16 protein-coding genes are annotated in these 21,895 nt (G+C 71.5%); 5 read left to right on the top strand and 11 right to left on the bottom strand.

Translation table 11 applies throughout. The features are described 5' to 3' along the window. Positions 1 to 561: dUTP diphosphatase (gene dut, locus ACY5KJ_RS05310; protein ID WP_462202897.1), on the bottom strand; the 561-nt coding region annotated here is incomplete at its 3' end. A 248-nt stretch (positions 562 to 809) separates the two neighbouring features. On the opposite strand from dut, the gene ACY5KJ_RS05305 reads away from it, so the two are divergent. The 3 genes from ACY5KJ_RS05305 to ACY5KJ_RS05295 all read left to right on the top strand — a co-directional run bounded on the left by ACY5KJ_RS05305 (position 810) and on the right by ACY5KJ_RS05295 (position 3,378). After that, positions 810 to 1,118 (top strand): DUF4235 domain-containing protein, encoded by a 309-nt coding sequence (locus ACY5KJ_RS05305; protein ID WP_462202896.1) that lies wholly within the window; start codon positions 810 to 812, stop codon positions 1,116 to 1,118. A 155-nt stretch (positions 1,119 to 1,273) separates the two neighbouring features. Then, a complete protein-coding gene (locus ACY5KJ_RS05300; protein ID WP_462186962.1) occupies positions 1,274 to 1,792 on the top strand; it encodes a gamma carbonic anhydrase family protein in 519 nt (172 codons plus the stop codon). A gap of 203 nt (positions 1,793 to 1,995) precedes the next feature. After that, a complete protein-coding gene (locus tag ACY5KJ_RS05295) occupies positions 1,996 to 3,378 on the top strand; it encodes a nitrate/nitrite transporter (protein WP_462202895.1) in 1,383 nt (460 codons plus the stop codon). A 19-nt stretch (positions 3,379 to 3,397) separates the two neighbouring features. Here the strand turns inward: ACY5KJ_RS05295 and valS are convergent, their stop codons facing one another. Continuing rightward, positions 3,398 to 6,022 (bottom strand): valine--tRNA ligase, encoded by a 2,625-nt coding sequence (valS, locus tag ACY5KJ_RS05290; RefSeq protein ID WP_462202894.1) that lies wholly within the window; start codon positions 6,020 to 6,022, stop codon positions 3,398 to 3,400. Between the two features lie 264 nt (positions 6,023 to 6,286). Between valS and ACY5KJ_RS05285 the strand changes: the two genes are divergently transcribed. After that, positions 6,287 to 7,093, top strand: a complete 807-nt coding sequence (locus ACY5KJ_RS05285; protein ID WP_462186965.1) for an inositol monophosphatase family protein — start codon at positions 6,287 to 6,289, stop codon at positions 7,091 to 7,093. A gap of 39 nt (positions 7,094 to 7,132) precedes the next feature. Here ACY5KJ_RS05285 and ACY5KJ_RS05280 read toward each other — a convergent pair whose 3' ends face one another. Continuing rightward, positions 7,133 to 9,997, bottom strand: a complete 2,865-nt coding sequence (locus ACY5KJ_RS05280; RefSeq protein WP_462202893.1) for a helix-turn-helix transcriptional regulator — start codon at positions 9,995 to 9,997, stop codon at positions 7,133 to 7,135. A 288-nt stretch (positions 9,998 to 10,285) separates the two neighbouring features. Next, the gene (locus ACY5KJ_RS05275; protein WP_462186968.1) at positions 10,286 to 10,534 is read right to left on the bottom strand and encodes a hypothetical protein; all 249 of its coding nucleotides are present in this window, start codon (positions 10,532 to 10,534) and stop codon (positions 10,286 to 10,288) included. A gap of 1 nt (position 10,535) precedes the next feature. On the opposite strand from ACY5KJ_RS05275, the gene ACY5KJ_RS05270 reads away from it, so the two are divergent. Further along, on the top strand, positions 10,536 to 11,072 hold the full coding sequence (locus tag ACY5KJ_RS05270) for a hypothetical protein (protein WP_462186969.1): 537 nt from the start codon (positions 10,536 to 10,538) through the stop codon (positions 11,070 to 11,072). Positions 11,073 to 11,159: 87 nt separating this feature from the next. Here ACY5KJ_RS05270 and ACY5KJ_RS05265 read toward each other — a convergent pair whose 3' ends face one another. From ACY5KJ_RS05265 to wecB (ACY5KJ_RS05235), 7 genes are all read right to left on the bottom strand, one after another. Further along, on the bottom strand, positions 11,160 to 11,576 hold the full coding sequence (locus ACY5KJ_RS05265) for a hypothetical protein (protein ID WP_462186970.1): 417 nt from the start codon (positions 11,574 to 11,576) through the stop codon (positions 11,160 to 11,162). A 125-nt stretch (positions 11,577 to 11,701) separates the two neighbouring features. Next, entirely contained in the window at positions 11,702 to 13,075 is a 1,374-nt protein-coding gene (gene wecB, locus ACY5KJ_RS05260; protein ID WP_462186971.1) for a non-hydrolyzing UDP-N-acetylglucosamine 2-epimerase, read from the bottom strand. Between the two features lie 212 nt (positions 13,076 to 13,287). Beyond that, positions 13,288 to 16,071 (bottom strand): aconitate hydratase AcnA, encoded by a 2,784-nt coding sequence (gene acnA / locus ACY5KJ_RS05255; protein WP_462186972.1) that lies wholly within the window; start codon positions 16,069 to 16,071, stop codon positions 13,288 to 13,290. Positions 16,072 to 16,437: 366 nt separating this feature from the next. Further along, positions 16,438 to 17,718, bottom strand: coding sequence for a glycosyltransferase (locus ACY5KJ_RS05250; RefSeq protein ID WP_462186974.1), 1,281 nt, complete (start codon positions 17,716 to 17,718; stop codon positions 16,438 to 16,440). A gap of 63 nt (positions 17,719 to 17,781) precedes the next feature. Beyond that, entirely contained in the window at positions 17,782 to 18,900 is a 1,119-nt protein-coding gene (locus tag ACY5KJ_RS05245; RefSeq protein ID WP_462202892.1) for a glycosyltransferase, read from the bottom strand. 198 nt (positions 18,901 to 19,098) lie between these two features. Next, positions 19,099 to 20,445, bottom strand: a complete 1,347-nt coding sequence (locus ACY5KJ_RS05240) for a nucleotide sugar dehydrogenase (RefSeq protein WP_462202891.1) — start codon at positions 20,443 to 20,445, stop codon at positions 19,099 to 19,101. 21 nt (positions 20,446 to 20,466) lie between these two features. Next, positions 20,467 to 21,639, bottom strand: a complete 1,173-nt coding sequence (wecB, locus tag ACY5KJ_RS05235) for a non-hydrolyzing UDP-N-acetylglucosamine 2-epimerase (protein WP_462202898.1) — start codon at positions 21,637 to 21,639, stop codon at positions 20,467 to 20,469. Positions 21,640 to 21,895: the final 256 nt, after the last annotated feature.

Raw genomic sequence — 21,895 nt, 5'->3', positions numbered from 1 at the left:
GGCAGCTGGTCCCCCGGCGGACCCGAAACCCCCCGTGGAGCCGAACCCGCCGCTTCCGCGCACCGAGGCCGGCAGCTCATCGACCTCCCGGAACACGGCGTGCTCCACGCGCTGCACGACCAGCTGGGCGATCCGGTCGCCCCGATGTAGGGTGATCATGTCAGATCGGTCGGTATTGATCAGAATGACTTTGATTTCTCCACGGTAACCGGCGTCCACCGTTCCCGGGGCGTTGACCACGGACAGGCCGTGCCGCGCGGCCAGGCCACTGCGCGGATGGACGAACGCCGCGTACCCGGCCGGCAGGGCGATGCTCAGGCCGGTTCCGACCGTCGCCCGCTCCCCCGGGCCGAGCGTCACATCCTGGGCCGTCACCAGGTCCGCCCCCGCGTCCGACGGCTGGGCGTACGCCGGCAGCGCCAGCTCGCGGTCCGACCGGCGGACGAGGATCTCCACCCGACCCGGTACGGCGGGCGCGGGCTGCGCGGCGGGCTGTACGGCGAGTGGCACCGCGGACGCGGGAGGCGGGGCGGTGGGCGTCGTCGGATCGGTGGCGGTCATGGCTCTCCTGGTCGAGGGTGCCCGGTCCGGGCGTGACCCCCACGCTAGGCCATGGCCCTCGTACCGCCATCGGCCTGCCGGTCCGACGGGCCGCAGCGAGCCCCGGACTCCGGCGGGCGTATCCCGGCGTGATCGGATAGCAGATGATCCGAGAGGCTAAGACGATCCGAGGGGCTAAGCAGGCCGGTCGGGGTAAGCAGGGGGCGGGCGGACCGGCATGGTCCTCGCCGAGGAACGAGAGGTGCGGGGTGGCGAAAGCAGCGTCAAAGCTGGGATGGAAGATCGTCGGCGGAGGGGCGACCGCGCTCGCGGGCATGGCCGCGAGCCGAGTCGTGAGCGCCCTATACCGCAAGGTGCGCAAGTCCGACCCGCCGGCCAACCCGGCGGACCCGGACACCGCCTGGACGGAGGCCGTCGCCTGGGCGGCGATCTCGGGTCTCGCGATCGGGATCGGCCGGTTGGCGGCCGAGCGCGCGGCCGCGCGCGGATGGGCCCGGGCGACGGGTTCACCACCGCCCGGCATGCTCCACCCGAAGACCTCCTTCTCCGAGGACTGAACGGCATCCGAGGACTGAACGCGTGACCGGCGAGCACTGATGAGCGGCCGGCCACGAGCGGCTCTCCGGGGCACCCGGCTGCTCCTTTCCGGGCACGATGGGATCCACCGGTGCGCCGTCCGGATCGGCGGCGTCACGATCAGCGGGAGGCTCGGATGGCCGTGTACGCCCTGGGGGACGCCGTCCCCACCATCGATCCCACGGCCTACGTCCATCCGGACGCGACGGTCATCGGCACGGTGACGATCGGGCCCGAGTCCACGGTGTGGCCGGGCTCGGTGCTGCGTGGCGACTACGGGACGATCGAGATCGGCGCCCGTACGTCCATCCAGGACGGCACGGTGATCCACTCTACCGAGGAACTCACCACGGTGGTGGGTGACGACTGCACGGTCGGGCATCTGGCTCATCTGGAGGGTTGCGTCGTCGAGGACGGCGCCCTGGTCGGTTCCGGTTCGGTGGTGCTCCACCGGGCCCGGATCGGCCGGGGTGCGCTGGTCGGCGCGGGCGCGGTCGTCGTGGGCGGCACGGTCGTGCCGCCGGGCGCGAGGGCGCTCGGCGTGCCAGCGAAGATCCTGCCGGATTCCGTCGCCCCGGGTGCCCTCGCCGCCGGGGCCGCGATCTACGTGGCGAACGGCAAGCGATACCGCGAGCAGCTACGCCGGATCGACTGACCGGTCGACCGCCGGGCCACCCACGCCTCGCCCGGCCCTCCCGGCGGATCCGCCGACGGCCCGACGGCCGGTGCGCCCGAGGTCTCACCGTCGGGTCCCCGCCCAGGTGAGCGGATGTCTCAGAGAGTGTCACAGCCGACGCCGCGCCACGTAACGGCGCATTCCTACCGTCGTGGCATCACCCGCACCTCGGAGGATCATCTATGAGCGCCACGCTGGAAGGCGTCCCGACTACCGGCACCGTGACCGGTCCGTCCCGACGCGGCCGCTGGATCGACGACTGGCGGCCCGAGGACCGCACTTTCTGGAACAACGGCGGTTCCCGCATCGCCCGCCGAAACCTGATCTTCTCGATCCTGGCCGAACACGTCAGGTTCTCGATCTGGTCGTTGTGGGCGGTGACGGTCCTGTTCCTCGGACCGGCCTACCACATCGACCCGGCCGGCAAGTTCCTGCTGACCTCGCTGCCCGCGCTCGTCGGCTGTGTGCTGCGGATCCCCTACACCTTCGCCGTCGCCCGGTTCGGGGGGCGTAACTGGACCATCTTCAGCGCGGCGGTGCTCCTCGTGCCGACGATCCTCGCGGCCGTCGTTCTCTCTCCCGGCGTCTCCTACCCCACCCTGCTGATCGTCGCCGCGGTCGCGGGGGTCGGAGGCGGCAACTTCGCCTCCTCGATGACCAACATCAACGCCTACTATCCGGAGCGGCTGAAGGGCTGGGCCCTGGGACTGAACGCCGGCGGCGGAAACCTGGGGGTGGCCGCGATCCAGCTTGTCGGCCTGCTCGTCCTCGCCACCGCCGGCAAGGACCACCCCCGGGTCGTCCTTGCCGTCTACATACCGCTGATCGTCCTGGTGACGCTCGGCGCGGCGCTGTTCATGGACAACCTGTCGAGCGCGAAGAACGACCGGGGCGCGATGCGCGACGTCGCCCGTGACGGTCACACCTGGGTGATGTCGCTGCTCTACATCGGCACGTTCGGGTCGTTCATCGGGTTCGGCTTCGCGTTCGGCCAGGTGCTCCAGGTGCAGTTCCACGACCAGTTCAGCACCCCGATCAAGGCCGCCTACCTGACCTTCCTCGGTCCGCTGCTCGGCTCACTGATCCGCCCGGTCGGCGGCATCCTGGCGGACCGCGTCGGCGGAGCGAAGGTCACCTTCGCCAACTTCGTGGCGAAGGCGGCCGCAGCCGCGATCGTGCTCGTCGCCTCGCTGACGGAGTCGCTTCCCCTGTTCCTGGTCGGGTTCATCGCGCTGTTCGTCTTCAATGGTGTCGGGAACGGGTCAACGTACAAGATGATCCCGGCGATCTTCCAGGCGAAGGCGCAAACCACCATCGACGCCGGTGGCAACCCGGTCGCGGCGCAGCACTCGGCCCGGCGGCTGTCCGGAGCCCTCATCGGCCTGGCCGGCGCGATCGGCGCGTTCGGCGGGGTGCTGGTGAACCTGGCCTTCCGGCAGTCGTTCCTGAGCTACCGGACCGGCGACGCGGCCTACATCTCCTTCATCGCCTTCTACGCGCTGTGCTTCGTGGTTACCTGGTTCGTGTATCTGCGGCCGTCCGCCAAGCGCCTCGCCGGCATCTGATCCCGTCTGTGCCCTGTGTTCAGGCCAGTTCGACGGCGACGGCGATCTCGCCGCCGGTCGGGCTCAGCGTGAGCTCCCGGATGCTGCCGGCGCTGCGCAGGTCCGCGGCCACCGACTCGACGAGGGCGACGAGGTCGGCCTCGCCGCTGATCAGGACGCTCGCGACCTCGGCCTTCTGCGACACCTTCGCCTCGGACTTGGCCCGGCGGACACCGGACAGCGCCGCCCCGACGGCACCGAGGAGCTCCGCGCGGGCGCCCTCGGCGAGCTTGCGGATCTCGGCGGCGTCCGGCCAGCTCGCCCGGTGCACCGAACCAGGACGCCACCAGGACCAGACCTCCTCGGTGACGAACGGCAGGACCGGGGCGAACAGCCGGAGCAACGCCGACAGGGCCACCGAGAGCGTGGTGTGCGCGGAGGCCGCGCCCGCCGCCCCGGAGGAGCCGTACGCCCGGCCCTTCACGAGCTCGACGTAGTCGTCACAGAACCGCCAGAAGAACGACTCAGTGACCTCGAGGGCCCGGGCGTAGTCATAGCTGTCGAAGGCCGCGGTGGCGGTGTCGACCACGTCGGCCAAGGCGGCCAGCAGGGCCCGGTCCAGCGGTTCACTGGCCGGGGCGGGGGCCGCCCCGGCGTCGGAGACCACGGCGTCGGGGGTCACGGCGAGACCGAGCGCGAACCGGCTGGCGTTGAGGATCTTGATGGCGAGCCGGCGGCCGTTCTTCATCTGGCCGACGTCGAAAGCGGTGTCGGTGCCCGGCCGCCCGGACGCCGCCCAATAACGGACCGCGTCCGACCCGTGCTCCTCGAGCAGGCCCATCGGGGTCACCACGTTGCCCTTGGACTTCGACATCTTCTTACGGTCCGGGTCGAGGATCCAGCCGGAGATCGCCGCGTTCGACCAGGGCAGCACGCCGAACTCGGCGTGGGTGCGCACCACCGTCGAGAACAACCAGGTCCGGATGATCTCGTGTGCCTGCGGGCGCAGGTCCATCGGGAAGACCCGGGAGAACAGATCGGTATCGTGCTCCCAGCCACTGGCGATCAGCGGGGTGAGCGAGGACGTCGCCCAGGTGTCCATCACGTCGGGGTCGGCGGCAAACCCGCCGGGCACGCCCCGCTGCTCGGCGGTGTACCCGGGCGAGACGTCGCTGGACGGGTCGACCGGCAGCGACGCCTCGTCGGGCACGATCGGCGCGTCATACCGCGGCGCACCGGCGGCGTCCAGCGGGTACCACACCGGGAACGGCACGCCGAAGAACCGCTGCCGGCTGATCAGCCAGTCGCCGTTGAGGCCGTCGACCCAGTTCTCGTAGCGGACCTTCATGTAGTCCGGGTACCAGCGCAACTCCTGGCCTCGTCCACGCAGCGCGGCCCGCAGCGGCTCGTCCCGCCCGCCGTTGCGGAGGTACCACTGGCGGGTCGTCACGATCTCCAGCGGCCGGTCGCCCTTCTCGTAGAACTTGACCGGATGGGTGATCGGCCGCGGCTCGCCGAGCAGCGCGCCGGACTCGGCGAGCAGTTCGACGATCCGCGCCCGGGCGCTGTGCACGGTCTTTCCGGCGAGCTCGGCGTACCGCTCCCGGCCGGCCGCGTAGGTGACGGCGTCCGGTGGGTCCGGGATGAACCGGCCGTCACGGCCGATCACCGCACGCGCCGGAAGTCGCAGCTGGCGCCACCACGTCACGTCGGTGAGGTCGCCGAAGGTGCAGATCATCGCGATGCCGGATCCCTTTTCGGGGTCGGCCAACCGGTGCGCGACCACCGGGACCTCGACGTCGAACAGCGGGGTCCGCACCGTGGCGCCGAACAACGACTGATAACGCGGGTCGTCCGGATGGGCGACCAGGGCGACGCAGGCGGGCAGCAGCTCGGGACGGGTCGTCTCGATGACGATCGGGTCCGCCGGGTCCAGCCCCTCGCCCTGGGCGGAGACGCCCGACCGGGGGAAGGCCAGGGTGTGGTACGCGCCGGGGCGGTCCCGGTCCTCCAGCTCGGCCTGGGCCACTGCGGTGCGGAAGGTAACGTCCCACAGCGTCGGGGCCTCGGCAAGATAAGCCTCACCGCGAGCGAGGTTGCGCAGGAAGGCCCGCTGCGCGACGGTCCGCGACCGGGCGTCGATCGTTGCGTAGGTGTGCGACCAGTCGACGGAGAGCCCCAGCCGGCGCCAGAGCTGCTCGAAGCCCTTCTCGTCCGCCAGGGTCAGCCGCTCGCAGAGCTCGACGAAGTTGCGTCGCGAGATCGGGATCTGCTCCTTACCGGGCTTGTCCGGCGGGGTGAAACCCGGGTCGTAAGGCAGCGACGGCTCGCAGCGGACAGCGAAGTAGTTCTGCACCCGGCGTTCGGTCGGCAGCCCGTTGTCGTCAAAGCCCATCGGGTAGAAGACCTCGCGACCCCGCATCCGCTGGTAGCGGGCGATCAGGTCGGTGTGGGTGTACGAGAAGACGTGCCCCACGTGCAGGGAACCGCTGACGGTCGGCGGCGGGGTGTCGATGGAGTAGACCTGCCCGCGGTCGACCGTCCGGTCGAACGCGTAGGTGCCCTCATCCTGCCATACCGTCGACCAGCGCGCCTCGATGCCGTCCAGGCTCGGCTTCGCCGGGACCGCGCGGGTGGACCGTTCCGTACCGTCTGTCGCGACCACAAGCAACGATCCTACGGGCGCCTCGATCGTGGTCACCGACCACCGAGGTCCCCCGGTCGGCGGACCGGCGAGGTTCCGGCCCGGGCACGCACCCCTGGGCCGGAGCCGGAGCCGGGAACGGGAACCGGAAGCAGTCGACGGACGTGACGCCTCTCACATTCCACGGGGAGTGCACGACCGGCCGTCTTGGCAGGATGAACCGTTGAACGGACCGTACTCCCGTGCCGATCCCCACTCCCGTGCCGATCCCTGGAGCGCCGGACGATGAGCGACCTGCCAGACCCGGACGAACTGCTCGCCATTGCGCTGACGATCGCCCGTGAGGCGGGTGACCTGCTCGCGCGGGGCCGGGAGGGCACCGTGGCCGCGGAGACGACGAAGTCGTCTCCCACCGACGTCGTGACCGCCCTCGACCGCGCCTCCGAGGCGCTCGTCGCCCGACGGCTCGCCGAACTGCGCCCCGGCGACGGACTGCTCGGCGAGGAGGGTTCGGACTCCGCCGGCACGACCGGGGTGCGCTGGGTCGTCGACCCGCTCGACGGTACGGTGAACTTCCTCTACCGGCTGCCCAACTGGGCGGTCTCGATCGCCGCCGAGGTCGGCGGGGAGGTCGTCACCGGAGTTGTGCATGCCCCGGCGCTGGGCGTGACCTACACCGCCACGCGCGGCGGCGGATCCTACCGGGACGGGGAACCGCTGACCGGGTCGGCGGTGACGACGCTGGCCGGCGCCCTCGTCGCAACGGGTTTCGGCTACACGGCGTCCCGCCGGGCCGCGCAGGCCGCTGTCGCCAGCCGGGTGGTGCCCCGGGTGCGCGACATCCGTCGGATGGGTGCGGCATCGCTGGACCTGTGCGCGGCGGCCGGCGGCCTCGTCGACGCCTACTACGAGCGCGGGCTGAAGCCCTGGGACCAGGCCGCCGGCGGCCTCGTGGCGGTGGAGGCCGGGCTGCGGGTCGGTGGGCTGCACGGCCGGCCGGCGGGCGAAGATCTCACCGTCGCAGCCCCGCCGGCCCTGTTCCCGGCGCTGACCGCCCTGCTCGCCGAGGATCCCCCCGCCGACCGAGACTGAGGTCCCCGACCGGCCCGCCGCTCACCACCGGCCCGCCACTCACGGCCAGGGCACGACGTCGTCGACTCCGGCTGCGACGAGCGCCCGGCTGAGACCGCCGCGAGAGCGGATCCCGAGCTTGCGGTAGACTCGGGTGAGATGGGTCTCGACCGTCTTGCGGGACACGAACAGGGCGGCCGCGGCCTCGGCGTTGTTCATCCCCTCGCAGATGGCGCGGGCCACCTGGAGCTCGGCGGGGGTGAGCCGCTCCAGCCTTGTCGGGTGCTCCGTCGGGCGGTCGTTGAGGACACTCCGGTCGCCGGTGGCCGTGAGTTCGGCGGCGGCTCGGCGGGCCCACGGTTTCGCTCCCAGCATCTCGAAGGTCGCGTACGCCTCGCGCAGGGGCACCCGAGCTGCGGCCGGCTGGCGGAAACGACGCACGACCTCGCCCCGGCACAACCGGGTCCGAGCGTGCTCGAACGGCATCCGCCGGCGCCGGTGAGCGGCTTCGGCCTGCGCGAAGGCGGTCTCGGCCGCCGCCAGGCCGTCGGCCATCAGGCCGCGGCAGCGGGCGGCGACCGCCGCGGGCCACGCGAGTCCAGTCGTCTCGGCACGTTCGGCGAGCCAATCCACGACCTCCGCGGCACCGTCGTGGTCACCGGACCGGATGTGCGCCTCGGCGAGATCGCCGACCAGCGGCATCGCGTTGGGATTGGCCAGCCCCATGGCTCGGGCCCGCGACCAGGCCTCTCGCAGCGTGATGACGGCAACGTCGTACTCGCCGTGACCGAGCGCGGCGAGCCCGAGGACGCCGGCCGCGTGCAGGTCCAGGCTGCCGATGCCGTACGGCCCGATCTCGCGCCGCAGGCGGCTGATCCGCTGCTCGCTCAGGGCGCGGTCGCCGCGGGCGGCGTCGATCCGGGCGAGCACGATAAGACTGAGGCCGATCGCGCCTACCTGCCCGAGCTCCTCGGCCCAGCGCAGCGCGTCCGCCCCGTCCGCGTAACCGGCCGCCCACAGGCCCCGCCAGCCCTCCAGTTCACAGCGCACCGCGAGGGCGTAGGGCAGCATCGCGGGGGCTCCGGCGCGGCGGGCCGCATTGACCACCGCGGTGAGCAGTCGGGCGGCCTCACCGTCCGCCTCGACGTCGAGGCGGGTCTGGCCGGTCAGGGTCAGCGCCTGCTGGTCCTCCACGTCGTCCGCGGCGATGATCTCTCCGGACACGGCGTCCAGGCAGGCGGCCGCCTCGCCGGTCATCCCGGTGAGGGCGAGAGCGCGGCCATGGTGGATCGACAGGGGCAGGGCGCGGGCCAGATAGCGCGGCGTCAGTGCCTGCCCGCGCTGGGCGGTGTTCAGGGCCACCGTCACCCTGCCGTCCATCAGAGCCGGCAGGACGGCTTCGGCGAGCAGCGCGCCCGCCCGTCCGGCATCGGTGTCCATGACCGCCTCGGCCGCCTGGACGAGCTGGTCGTACGCCCGGGTCGGATGACCGGACCAGGTGAGCACCCGGCCGCGGACCAGCTCGACGTCGGCTCGCACGAGCGGCCCGCGGGCCAGCCGCGCCGCCTCGTCGGCCCAGGCTGCCGCATCCTGGGACAGGCCGCCGAGATGCGCGTCGGCGGCAGCACGCAGGACGCGGTCGACCCGGGTGGCCCGCTCGGAGGTCAGTGCGGCGGAGCGGTGCCACGCCCGTGCCGACGCGCCGTATCCCCCGCGTCGGCGCGTCCGGACGGCGACCTCGGCAAGCGCGTCGGCCACCCCGTCGTCCGGACCGCCAGCCGCGGCGGCCAAGTACCACACCCGCGCATCACCATGGGAGACCTCGGCGAGTGCCTGGTAGGCGCGCATGCGCGCCGACAGTGCGGCGTGGCGCAGCACGAAGGGCCCCAGCATCGGATGGGCGAACTCCAGCGTGGCATCGACGCCATCACCGCCGCCGACGCCGCCGTCCGCGGCGGCGACCCTGACCAGACCCGCGTCGTGGGCGGCGTCCAGATCGGCCAGGGTGAGAGCGGCTGCGGTCACGGCACGGGCCAGGGCTCCCACCGACGTCGTGCGGCTGGCGGCGAGCACGACCAACGCCTGCCTGGTGCGTTCGGGCAGCCCGTCCAGCCGGTCGGACCAGGCACGCTCCAACTGACGTCCCGGCGGCGGCAGCTCACCGAGCGGTTCCTGCCCAAGCAGCTGGGCCTCCCCCAGCGAGGCCGCCGTCTCCAGCAGCGCCGATGGGTTGCCGGCGATCCGCCGGACCAGGTCGCCCAGCACGTGCGGGGCCATCCGATAACCGTGCTCGCGGATCAGCTCGCCGCACGCCTCGGTGGACAGCCCGGCGACCTCCATACAGGGCAGGCCGGACCGCTCGCACAGGTCGGCGGTATCCGAGCGGACCGTCATCACCATCGCCACCCGTTCCACCGCCAGCCGGCGCGCGACGAACAGCAGCGCCTGCTGCGACGGCGGGTCCACCCATTGCAGATCGTCGACGAGCACCACGAGCGGATGCCTGTCCCCGGCCGCGGCCAAGACGTTCAGGGTTCCCGCGCACGCGGCGTACGGGCTCGTTGACACCCCCTCCGCGAGCGCCAGGCATACCCGCAGCGCCACCCGCTGCGCGTCAGGGAGATCCGGTAGATGTTCCCGCAGCGGCAGCACCAGGTCCGCCAGCGCGGCGAAAGGCAGCGTGCTCTCCGACTCGACCCCGCGAAGCTGGAGCACCCGGGCGGTGGCCGCCCGGGTGCTGGCCATCCGGGCGGCATACCGCAACAACGCGGTCTTCCCCACCCCGGGTTCACCCCGCAGAACGAGGGCGGATCCGCGCTGCGCCACGGCCGCGAGCAGGCCGTCGAGGAGACGACACTCCTTTTCCCGGCCTACCAGTGGATGCATACCGGTAGAGTCGTCGATGGTGGCCTTTGCCCCTTTCACGACAACCGTCCTTCCCCCGTGACGCCGTTGTCCACCAACATCATCCTGCCGTGACCAGAACGGTCGGCAAAGGGACTTTAAGCACAGAAGTGAACGACGGTGTCCGGAACCGCCGGGGATTCCCGGACGCGGTTCGGCCCTCGGTGTGTTGACCTGGGAGAACCGGGAGAAGCCGTACGGAGGGGTGTCCGGTGCCCGACCCAGCGCCATTGACGATCCGGCCGTCACGCCCGGTTACCCACGCAGAGAAATGATCCCGATGTTGCCCGTATATGACCGGACTTCTACTCACTCCCGGTAATTCCCACGGAAGCTGAGATGCGTCCCCGTCGTCGCCTGGACTGCGTTCAGATCAAGGTGAACCTCACCGGGCCGTGGATATCCGCCGCGCGTGACGCTCTGGCGCTCACCGCCGAGCTGGGCATCGGCCGTCGGGTCTGCTTCTGCGCGGACCCGGCTGGAACGGCGGAACGCGGCGGAATAGCGCTGCTCGACGAGGGAATCATCCTGCGGCTGCGGCAGTACGGTGCCGGACACGGTGATGCGACGGTCAGGCTCCGGCCGGCCCGGCGATCCCGGCTGGCTCGGCCTGCGCCCCGACCGCGTCGCGGTGTTCCGGATGGAGGCGGACTGGACGGGGGAACGCAGGGTTCCCGCGGCCTCGCTGACCGCACACCCGGAAGCACGTCGGGTGACCGACGTCCTCGTCGGCGCGACGTCGCCGCGGGAACTGTTCTCACCCCGCCAGCGCCGGTTCCTTCGCGAGTACGCGGACCGCCCCATCGACCTGGACAGCCTGTCCGTACTGGGCCCACTCGACGGTGTCCGCTGGAACACCCCGGTTCCGATCCCGGTGGCGGGTTTTCCCGTGGCGGCCGAGAGATGGCGGCTCGCCCCCGGTCCCGGCGACCGCGGGCTCGATCTGCTGGAATTGTCCATCCGGGTTGAGCCGGATGGTGCCCAGATCGCCCAGATCGCCTTCGAGGCCGCCCTGCGCCGCCTCGGGCTCGACATCGAGGAGGACGAGGAGACGAAGACCCGGCGCGCCCTGGCCCTGCTGACCGCAAGACCCTGATAGCGCGAGGTGGCCCCGGCGGAGATCCTCCGCCGGGGCCACCGTCAAACAATCGGATCCGATGTCCTCGTGAGGAGCCGGACCCGATCAGGGTGAGACGATGAACGAGGGGCTGATCGCGACCGTGGTGTTGACGAACCGTCCCGACGCCACCTTGAGCGCGGCGATGACGTCAAGGGCGTCCCCATCCTCCGCAGCATTCGCGAACCAGGGTGCGGAGATTGGCACCGTCAACGGCTTGTTGAAGGCCTTCCTCGGGTCCCCCGGCTTGACCGGAATCTTGCCGATCACGTTTCCGGTGGCCACGACGACGAACCGGCTCAGGTTGCGAACAGAAACACTGAGCGTGTATTCGGCGCCACCGAAGTCAATCAGGCTCTCCCCGATCTCGACGTCGGCGATGACATCGAAGGCCTTGTCATCCGCGATGACATCAATGGTGTTGTTGGTACCACTGTCGACGGCGTAGACCGACTTGACGGTGGCGTCCCACTGCCCGGGCATGACGGTATTCCTCCCCAACTGATACCGCTGACGGCGTGTCGCTTTTCAGTCTGGGAAACGGGAACGGGGGCGCGCGTCAGGGAGATCCCTAAAAAGCTGACTACCGTGCCCGGGACGGGGAGGGTTCAGTGGCTCTCGGCGGTGGTGGCGGGAGCGGCCGGACTCGGCCCGGCGGACGGGCCGGGGTCGCCGTACCAGACCGTCCGGCGGATGTGATCGACGTAGCTGACGATGATGTGCAGCACCCGGCGGGAGACGTCGTCGACGTCGTAGTCGGCGACGACCCGGGGGCGGCGGTCGCTCTCCGCCTCCCGGACGACGAGCTCGACCGCGTCGAGGATCCGGTCGGGGCGCAGCACGCTGGAGACGCCCACGCCGCGGTCCATGCCCTCCGGGCGCTCGTGGGCCTCCCGGATCAGCACCGCAGGGAAACCGACGAGGGACGCCTCCTCGGTGAGCGTGGCGCTGTCGGACAGCACGCACAGCGCGGACCGCTGCAGGGCGAGGTAGTCACAGAATCCGAACGGCCGGCAGAAGCGCACCCGCTCGTCGATGAGCGGGAAGTGTCCGGAGCGGCGCAGCGCCGAGAGCCGCTCGCGGGTCCGCGGGTGGGTCGAAACGATCACCGGCAGCCGGTAGCGGGCCACCAGCCGGTTAAGGGTGTCCAGCAGCGCCGACAACGTCTCGGGGCGGTCGACGTTCTCCTCCCGATGGGCGCTGACGAGCAGGTACCGGCCGACCTGCACCCCGAGGGTGGCGAGCACCGACGAGGTGTCGATGAGCGGCGCGTAGTGGGTGAGCACCTCCTTCACCGGCGATCCGACGACGAAGACCCGCTGCGCGGGCAGTCCCTCGGCGAGCAGGTGACGGCGGGCATGTTCGGTCAGGGCGAGATGCACGTCGCTGAGGTGATCGACGACCCTACGGTTGATCTCCTCGGGAACCCGCTGGTCGAAGCTGCGGTTCCCGGCCTCGAGATGGAACACCCCGATGCGCCGGCGCTTCGCCGGGATCGCGGCGAGGCAGGTGTTCGTGTCGCCGTAGAGCAGCACGGCGTCAGGCTCCTCGGCGGCGAGCACCGGGTCCACCCGGGCGATGATCCTGCTGATCGTCTCCGCGGGCGTGGCTCCGGCGGCCTCCAACATGTGGTCCGGTCGGCGGATGCCGAGCTCCTCGAAGAAGATTCCGCTCAGTTCGTGGTCGTAGTTCTGGCCCGAATGGACCAGACACAGGTCGACCGCCTGGTCGAGGGCGGCGATCACCCGGCTAATCTTGATCACCTCCGGCCGGGTGCCGACGATGACCATGACCCGCAGGCGCCGCCCGCGCGGTCCGGCGGCGTCGTCCGCGGCCGGCCCCGCCCGGGCCACGGCCGGCTGGGGGCGGCGTGGCCAGGGCCCGCTGGGCTGGGGGACGATCGGGGTGACCCGCTCACCGGGGATTCCCGACGGAACCGTCGGTACCGAGGGCCCACTCTGTTCCGGGGTGCCACGCGGCATTCGGACTTCCCCCTACCGCAACGGATGGTGACGATCGGACGGCACGGCCGTCCGTGTTCACCCAGCAAGCTTATCACTCTCGGTAGTACGTAAATTACCCAGCACGCCGACCAGGGCGAGGGAGGAGCGCACGAGGCGCGACAGGCGACAGGCGGGCCGGCGGGCGGGGCCGGCGGGAGCGAACCCGCCGGCCCCGGATCATCGGCCGTGGGCTACAACAGCGAGCGCAGGACATACAGCAGGATCCCGCCGTGGCGGTAGTACTCCGCCTCGCCGGGGGTGTCGATCCGCACGACCGCCTCGAAGGTCTTGTCGCCGGCACGTACCGTGAGGGACGGGGTCCTCTCGCCCACCTCGGCGAGGCCCGTGATGGTGAACGTCTCCTCCCCGGTCAGGCCGAGCGACTCCACCGACTCGCCGACGGGGAACTGCAGCGGCAGCACGCCCATGCCGATCAGGTTCGACCGGTGGATGCGCTCGTAGGACTCGGCGATGACCGCCCGCACGCCGAGCAGCGAGGTGCCCTTCGCCGCCCAGTCCCGGGAGGATCCCGAGCCGTACTCCTTACCGGCCAGGATCACCAGCGGCACACCCTCGGCGGCGTATTTCTGCGCGGCGTCGTAGATGGCCAACTGCTCGCCGTCGGGCAGGTGCCGGGTGACCCCGCCCTCGGTGCCCGGCGCCAGCCGGTTGCGCAACCGGATGTTGGCGAACGTGCCGCGGATCATCACCTCGTGGTTGCCGCGCCGCGACCCGTAGGAGTTGAAGTCGGCGGGCGCGACCCCGTGCTCGGTAAGGTAGCGGCCGGCAGGCGAGTCCTTCTTAATCGAGCCAGCCGGGGAGATGTGGTCGGTGGTGACCGAGTCGCCGAGCACCGCCAGCACCCGGGCGTCGATGACGTCGGTCCGGGCCTCCGGCTTCGCCGCCATCCCCTCGAAGTACGGAGGGTGCCGGACGTAGGTGGAGTCGGGCGCCCAGGCGAACGTCCGCGACGCCTCCCCGCCATCACCGACCGGCAGCGAGCGCCAGCGCTCGTCACCGGACAGGTCGGCGTAGTCGGACTCGTACATCTCGGACTGGATGGCGTCGCCGACGACCGCGGCGACCTCGGCCTCGCTCGGCCAGATGTCACGCAGGTAGACGGGCTCCCCGCCGGTGCCGGTGCCCAGCGGGTCGGTGTCGAGGTTGATGTCCATCGTGCCGGCCAGCGCGTAGGCGACCACCAGCGGCGGGGACGCCAGGTAGTTCATCTTGATGTCGGGGTTGATCCGGCCCTCGAAGTTGCGGTTACCCGACAGCACGCTGACCACCGCCAGGTCCGCGTCGTTCACCGCGGCACTGATCTCCTCCGGCAGCGGCCCGGAGTTACCGATGCAGGTGGTGCAGCCGAACCCGACCAGGTTGAAGCCGACCTTGTCCAGGTAGGGCACGAGCCCCGCCCGCTCGTAGTAGTCCATGACCACCTTCGAGCCCGGCGCGAGGGTGGTCTTCACCCACGGCTTGCGGGTGAGCCCCTTCTCGACGGCGTTGCGGGCCAGCAGGGCCGCGCCGACCATGACCTGCGGGTTGGACGTGTTGGTGCAGGAGGTGATGGCCGCGACGGCGACGGCACCGTGGTCGATCTCGACGCTCGTGCCGTCGGCGAGGGTGACCGCCGTCGGGTTGGACGAGCGGGCGGCGACGTCCCCGGCCACGGCGTTCACCGAGATCGGGGCGTCGGAGGGCTTGTCGGCGAATGCGGCCGCCGAGTCGGAGGCCGGGAAGGACTCGGCATCCGCCTCGTCCGCGCCACCGTTCGTGAGCACCAGGGGCTGGGCGTAGTCGACCAACGCCGCCCGGAAGGCCTGCTTCGCGCTCGCCAGCGGCACCCGGTCCTGCGGGCGCTTGGGCCCGGCAAGCGACGGCTCGACGGTGGACAGGTCCAGCTCGAGGGTGGTCGTGTAAGCGGCCTCGCGGCTCGGGTCGTGCCAGAGGCCCTGCTCCTTGGCGTACGCCTCGACCAACGCCACCAGCTCCGCGCGACGGCCGGTGAGCCTGAGGTAGTTCAGCGTCTCCGCGTCGATCGGGAAGATCGCGCAGGTGGAGCCGTACTCGGGGCTCATGTTGCCGATGGTCGCCCGGTTCGCCAGCGGGACGTTCGTCACGCCGTCGCCGTAGAACTCGACGAACCGGCCGACGACGCCGTGCCGACGCAGCATCTCGGTGATGACGAGCACCATGTCGGTCGCGGTGGTGCCCGTCGGCAGCTCGCCGGTCAGCTTGAAGCCCACCACAGTGGGGATGAGCATGCTCACCGGCTGGCCGAGCATGGCGGCCTCGGCCTCGATGCCTCCGACGCCCCAGCCGAGCACACCGAGACCGTTGATCATCGTGGTGTGGCTGTCCGTGCCGACGAGGGTGTCGGGGTAGGCCAGCGTCCCGTCGGCCGTCTGCTTCGTGAAGACGACCCGGGCGAGGTGCTCCAGGTTGACCTGGTGCACGATGCCGGTGTTCGGCGGGACGACGGTGAAGTTGTCGAACGCCTCCTGACCCCAGCGCAGGAACTGGTAACGCTCCCGGTTGCGGCCGAACTCCAGCGCCGCGTTGAGCTCGAACGCGTCCGGCCGACCGAAGTGGTCAGCGATGATCGAGTGGTCGATCACGAGCTCGGCGGGGGCCAACGGATTGATCTTCGACGGGTCGCCGCCGAGGGCGGCCATCGCCTCCCGCATGGCGGCAAGGTCCACCACGCACGGCACGCCGGTGAAGTCCTGCATGATGACGCGGGCGGGCGTGAACTGGATCTCCTGGCTGGGGGCGGCCGAGGGATCCCAGTTCGCCAGCGCCCGGACGTGGTCCGCGGTGATGTTCGCGCCGTCCTCGGTACGCAGAAGGTTCTCCAACAGCACCTTGAGGCTGTAGGGGAGTCGATCGGCCCCGGGCACCGCGTCCAGCCGCCTGATCGTGTAGGTGCGATCACCCACCACGAGCGATCCGGTACTGCCGAAGGTGTCCATCGTTCTCCTTCTCGTCGCCCACCGCCCGCCACCCGCGAGCGGCGGGGCTCGCTCCCATGGCCCCGCCCGGCTGGCCGCACCGTGGTGACGCCGGACCCACGGTCCCGGGTGGGCACGCATCCGGCGTCTGCCTGCCTCGGCCAGCTCCGTCCCATCCTGGCATTCCGGCGCGTCTCGCACCGCGCCCGCGGCGCTGTGACCCCGCCGACCCTCCGGGTCGGCGGGAACCGCCGGGGCCTCCCGAACAAGGTCGCCACAGCCGACTCCGGCAATTATTTAACACTGCTAACAGTATCGGAGGCTACCGGCAGTCCCTGCCCACAACGGCGGAATGTTCGGCGACAATCATCCCACCTGCGGGTAAACTCATTCTTCCGGTACCCGGGTGCATCCCGGCACACTCCGGCCCGGGCCGGAGCACGCGTGCCACGACCGCGCGCCGCGCACGGCCTCGTGCAGGGCAGCGACGACGTCCTGGCTCAACGACCGGCGATCCAGCAGCTTCTCGGCCCGTGCCCGCGCGGCGAAGCCGCGGTCGCGCGCGGCGGGTGCCCGCCGGCCGGCCGCAGCGTCGGTGAGACACTCCGCCACCGCCACCGCGTCGCCGGGTGCCACCAGCCAGCCGGTCTCGTCGTCCACCAGCTCGCTGATCGCCCCGACCCGCGTCGCCACGGTCGGTACCCCGCAGGCCGACGCCACCCCGACGGCGCCGTAGTCCTCCACCCGGGAGGGCACCACGTTCACATCGGCGGCGGCGTAGTACGGCCGCACGTCGCGGACACCGTGCACCCAGCGCACCGCCGCCGCGCCGGGAAGCGCCCCGGCCCAGGCCCGGACCCGCTCGCGGTAACGGGCCGCGGCCTCGTTCCGCCGGCCGGCGACATCCTCTCCGTCCTCGGGAGCCCCGCCCTCGGGAGCCCCGTCGACGAGGATCAGGGTGCCGCGGCCGCCCAGCTCGACGAACCGCGACCAGGCCGCCAGCAGTACCTCGTGGCCCGCCACCCCCCGGCCCGGATGGACAAGACGACCGGGCGGGTGGAAGCGCGCCACCTGCACCGCCACGAACCCGTCCTCGGGCAGACCAAGATCCGTCCGGGCCGCCCGGCGCTCCCGGTCGTCTGCCGGCGTGAACCGGTCCAGATCCACGCCGTAGGACACGGTGCGCAGGCGGCGCACCGGCTGGCCGAGCGCGGCGTAGCGGCGCCGGACGTCGGAGGTCGGCGCGATCAGCAGGTGATCGAGCCGGCAGAGCACCCGCTCGACCGGCCGGATCAGCGGGTGGTCCAGGTGCAGAGGGTTCGCGACCATGTACACGCGGGTGATCGTGGTGCCCACGGTGGCGAGGCGGGCGGCCACCGCCGAGGCGTAGTGGTGGTAGTGGACGACGTCCGCCCCGAGCGCGGCCAGCTCCGCCCGCAGCCGGAGAATCCCGCCGGCCTGACGGCGGATCGTCGCTCCCCGGCGCGGCACGGGGCTCGCGACGACCTCCACGCCGCCCGCGGTCAACTCCCGGGCCAGCGGACTGTCGACGTGGTCGGGCGGGGGCATCAGAACGATGACGTGGTCCCCACTCTCCTGTTCGGCGACGGCGTGCGCAACGGGCCACCGCGGGCCATCCCCCGCCTCGAGCAAGGTGACGATCTTCATCGTGGGCGGTCCTCTCTGGTCGTGGCCGGGCGGTGGCGGTACCCGGGCGGGCGGGGACGCCGACTACGACCACACCGCCGCGATGTCGCGTTGCCAGTGCTCCATCGTGAACGGGGACCGGCGCAGCAGACGCATCGCCTCCCGGCGCTGATCAATGGTCGGGGGAACGGCGGTGAGCATCTCGGCGGTGCCGGCCCAGACCGCGTCGGAGATGCGCAGCGGCAGGATCGTCACGCCGGGGAGCAGCCGGGCGATCTCGTCGACCCCGGGCAGGTCCGCGGAGAGCACGGGCGTCCCGACCGCACAGGCCTCGAGCACGATGCCGGGCAGGCCCTCGTGACGGGAGGTGACCAGCAGCAGCGAGGCCGCGACCAGCAGGCGCGGGATCTCGAGCACCTCGCCGGTGAACTCGACGTGGTCAGCGACGCCGCACCGGGACGCCAGCGCGACCAGCCGGGCCGTCTCGGCGGCATCCTGACGACCCACGAAGAGGAGCCGGGCGTTCACGGACCGCCCCCGCAGCGCCGCGAGGATCTCCACGGCCCGGTCCCGGTTCTTCGCCGAATCCGGGCAGGCGACGTGGACGACGGTGACAAGCTCCTGATCGTCCTCGGCGAGTTCCTCCGCGCGGCGGCGGGCCGCGATGGCGACGCCGACCGGTTCCAGCTCGACGCCGTGGTAAATAACGCGGCAACGAGGGTCGAGCCGCCAGTTCTCCCGCCGCAGACCCCGCATCACCGCCTCGCTCACTGCGACCAGATGGGTGGCGAACCGGTCGAGCAGCAACCGGCCGACGATCCGCCGCACCCGGCCGCCCAGGCTGTCGCCGTGCCGGTCCGGGGCATCGGCGAGGTAGGCGACGCGGCGCCGAACCCCCCCGAGCCGGGCCAGCGCGAGGACCACCCCGGAGAGGATCGTCACGTCCGCCTGCACCACCTCCGCCTGCACCACGTCCGGGCGTACCTGGCGCAACAGCCCCAGAAAGGACCATGGAAAGCGCCAGTCGGCCCGGCAGTGGTACACCTCGCCGCCGAACGCCCGGATCTCACCGTCGAACGCCCCTGCCGCGCCGGGCGTCACCGCGAACAACAGCCGGAACTCGTCCTGGTCGAGGCGGCGGAGCAGGTTCACGGCCCCCAGCTGGATGCCGGAGCGATCCGTCCGGTTCAGCACCTTCAGCACCGTTATCGGGCCCCGGCGCCTGCGCCCGCTTGGCCGGTGATGGAACCACGCGTCGGTGGCGACGACCCGCATGGCATCCGCCCCTCCGCCCGCACCCTCTCGATGACGATAATTTTCAGTTATCATTAAACTACATAAAGATACGGGAAGATGTGGGGCGCCGCGAGGGTGCGAAGGCGTCAGAGGGTGGGGAGGGCGTCACAGGGGTTCCACGGCGAACGCGAGCTCGTCGTGCCGCGCAACCTGCGCCGGTATCACCGGGTGTCCCCCGCCGGCTGCCACCGGCCGGCGGCCCCGGTCGTGCGTGGGCAGCCAGTGCCGGGTGTCGAGGACCGCACGGGCATGCCGTGCTACCTGGTCACGGTCGAAGGCGTCGTGGTCGACCAGGAGCACCACCAGATCCGCGGTCGCGAGCTCCCCCGCACCCACCTCTACCAGGGTCACCCGGGGCGGCAGCCGGGCCGCGTCGACGTGCGGGTCCGCCGCCCGCACGTGGGCACCGAGGTCAGCGAGCAGGGTGGCGACCCGCGTCGCGGGCGACTCGCGCGCATCCCCGGTGTTCTTCTTGTAGGCAAGTCCCAGCAGCAGGATGCGACTGCCCGCGACCGACCGTCGCCGGGCGTTGAGCATCTCGGTGACCCGCCGCACCACGTGGTCGGGCATGTGGTCGTTGATGTCGTTGGCGAGCTCGACGAATCGGAAGCTGCGGCCGAGGCTGCGGCGCACCCGCCAGGACAGGTACGACGGGTCGATGGGCAGGCAGTGGCCGCCGACCCCCGGGCCGGGAGTGAACCGCAGGTACCCGAACGGCTTGGTGGACGCCGCGTCGATCGCCTCCCACACGTCGACGCCGAGTTCGTGCGCGAACATCGCCAGTTCGTTCACCAGCGCGATGTTGACATGCCGGAAGGTGTTCTCCAGCAGTTTGGTGAGTTCGGCGGTCCGGGTCGAGCCGACCGGAACCGTCCGCTCGACCACGGTGTCGTAGAAGGCGCTCACGGCCGCCAGGGAGTCCTCATGCACCCCGGAGATGACCTTGGGGGTGTTCACCAGGTTCCACACCCGGTTACCCGGATCGATCCGCTCCGGCGAGTAGCCGAGATGGAAGTCGATACCGGGGTGCAGACCGGAACCCTCGGTGAGCAGCGGGGCGAACAGCTCCTCGGTCGTCCCCGGATAGGTCGTCGACTCCAGGATCACGGTCACGCCCGGCCGGACCAGCGGCGCGAGGCTGTGCGCCGCGCCCACGATGTAGGACAGGTCGGGAGCCCCCTCCCGCAACGGGGTGGGGACGGTGACCACCGCGACGTCGAACCCCGCGGCGCGGGCGTAGTCCGACGTCGGCTCGTACCGGCCCGACTCCAACGCCGCCGCGAGCTGCCTGTCGGGGATGTCCTCGACGTAGGACCGCGCGGCGGCCAGCTGGGCGACACGGCTCGCGTCCACGTCCACCCCGACGACCCGCCAACCCACATCGACCGCCCGCATCGCGAGCGGGAGACCGACGTATCCCTGCCCGACGACCACCAGTTTCTTCGAAGTCATACACATAGTGTGTCAGATTGTTTACATAAAGAGAGGTAGGTGGCTCACTGTGTCCCGAGCCGGCGGACGGATCTCCGGATCCGGTGCGCCCGGACGGCCCGGTTCCGGCGGGGGTGCGACCACCCGGGCCAGAATTCGCGCGATGCGGCGGGCGGCGTGGCCGTCCCACAGGGCCGGACGCCGGGGCGCAGGCGGCCGCTCCAGGGTGTCGAACGCGGCCGTGACCACCACCCGCCGGTCCCGACCCACCACCCGGTTGGTACCCTCGGTAACAGTCAATGGACGTTCCGTCGAGTCGCGGAGCGTCAGGCACGGTACTCCCAGCACGGTGGACTCCTCCTGCACGCCGCCGGAATCGGTGAGCACGAGACGCGCCCCGGCCTGCAACGCCAGGGAGTCGAGATATCCCACGGGCCCGAGTAGCCGAACCCCGGGGGGGAGCATCCCGGCCAGCCGCGCCGCCGTACGGGGATGCGCCGGGAAGACCAGCGGGCACCGCACCGCGATCTCCCCGAGCGCCCCGAGCAGCCCGGCGAGCACGTCCGGATCGTCGACGTTGGCGGGCCGGTGCATGGTCACCAGGCCGTACCCGCCCGGGTGCAGGCCGAGCCCGGTCAGCGTCGGCCGGCCCAGCGCCTCATCCCGGCACGCCAGGAGGGTGTCCACCATGACGTTGCCGACGAGATGGACCGCCCGGGGGGGCAGGCCCTCCCGGTACAGATGCTCCACCGCGTCCGGTGAGGTCGCGAACAGCTGGTCGCACACGTGGTCGGTGACAATGCGGTTGATCTCCTCGGGCATGGACCGGTCACCGCTGCGCAGTCCCGCCTCCACATGGGCGACGGGCACGCCCGCCTTCGCCGCGACGAGCGCACAGGCCAGAGTTGAGTTGACATCGCCGACCACGACGACGATCTCCGGGACGAGCCGGTCGAGCAACGGCTCGAACGACGTCATGACCGCGGCCGTCTGCACGGCGTGGGAGCCCGATCCCGCCGCGAGGTGATGGTCAGGGGGACGCAGCCCGAGATCGGCGAAGAACACCTCGCTCATCGCCTCGTCATAGTGCTGACCGGTGTGCACGAGCGTGGTCCGGAAACCCTCCGCGTCGAGGGCGTCCAGAATCGGCTTGATCTTGATGAAGTTCGGTCGCGCCCCGGCCACGACCACCGCGTGCGGCCTCGGCACGAGCACGGGCTCGGCGAGCGTCGGGACCGGTGCGGGGCGGCGGCGCGTGGCCGCGAGCGGGGCCCGCGGCGAGGGCGGGCCATCCACCGGTACACCGGCGACGGGCTCACCACCCGCCGATACGCCGGTCACGAGCGGACCCCGGAACGATCCGATCCACCGCGCGGCTGGTCGACGACGGTAGGCCCGGCGGGACGGGCCGCTCCCGCCCGCCCGGTGGGGGCCGCCGCCCGCCCGGTGGGGGCCGCGAGCCCGTCGCGCG

The sequence above is a fragment of the Frankia sp. CcWB3 genome, from assembly GCF_977927595.1.
Note: the sequence above shows the minus strand (reverse complement) of the source record. Positions and strands in the feature narration are given on the sequence as shown.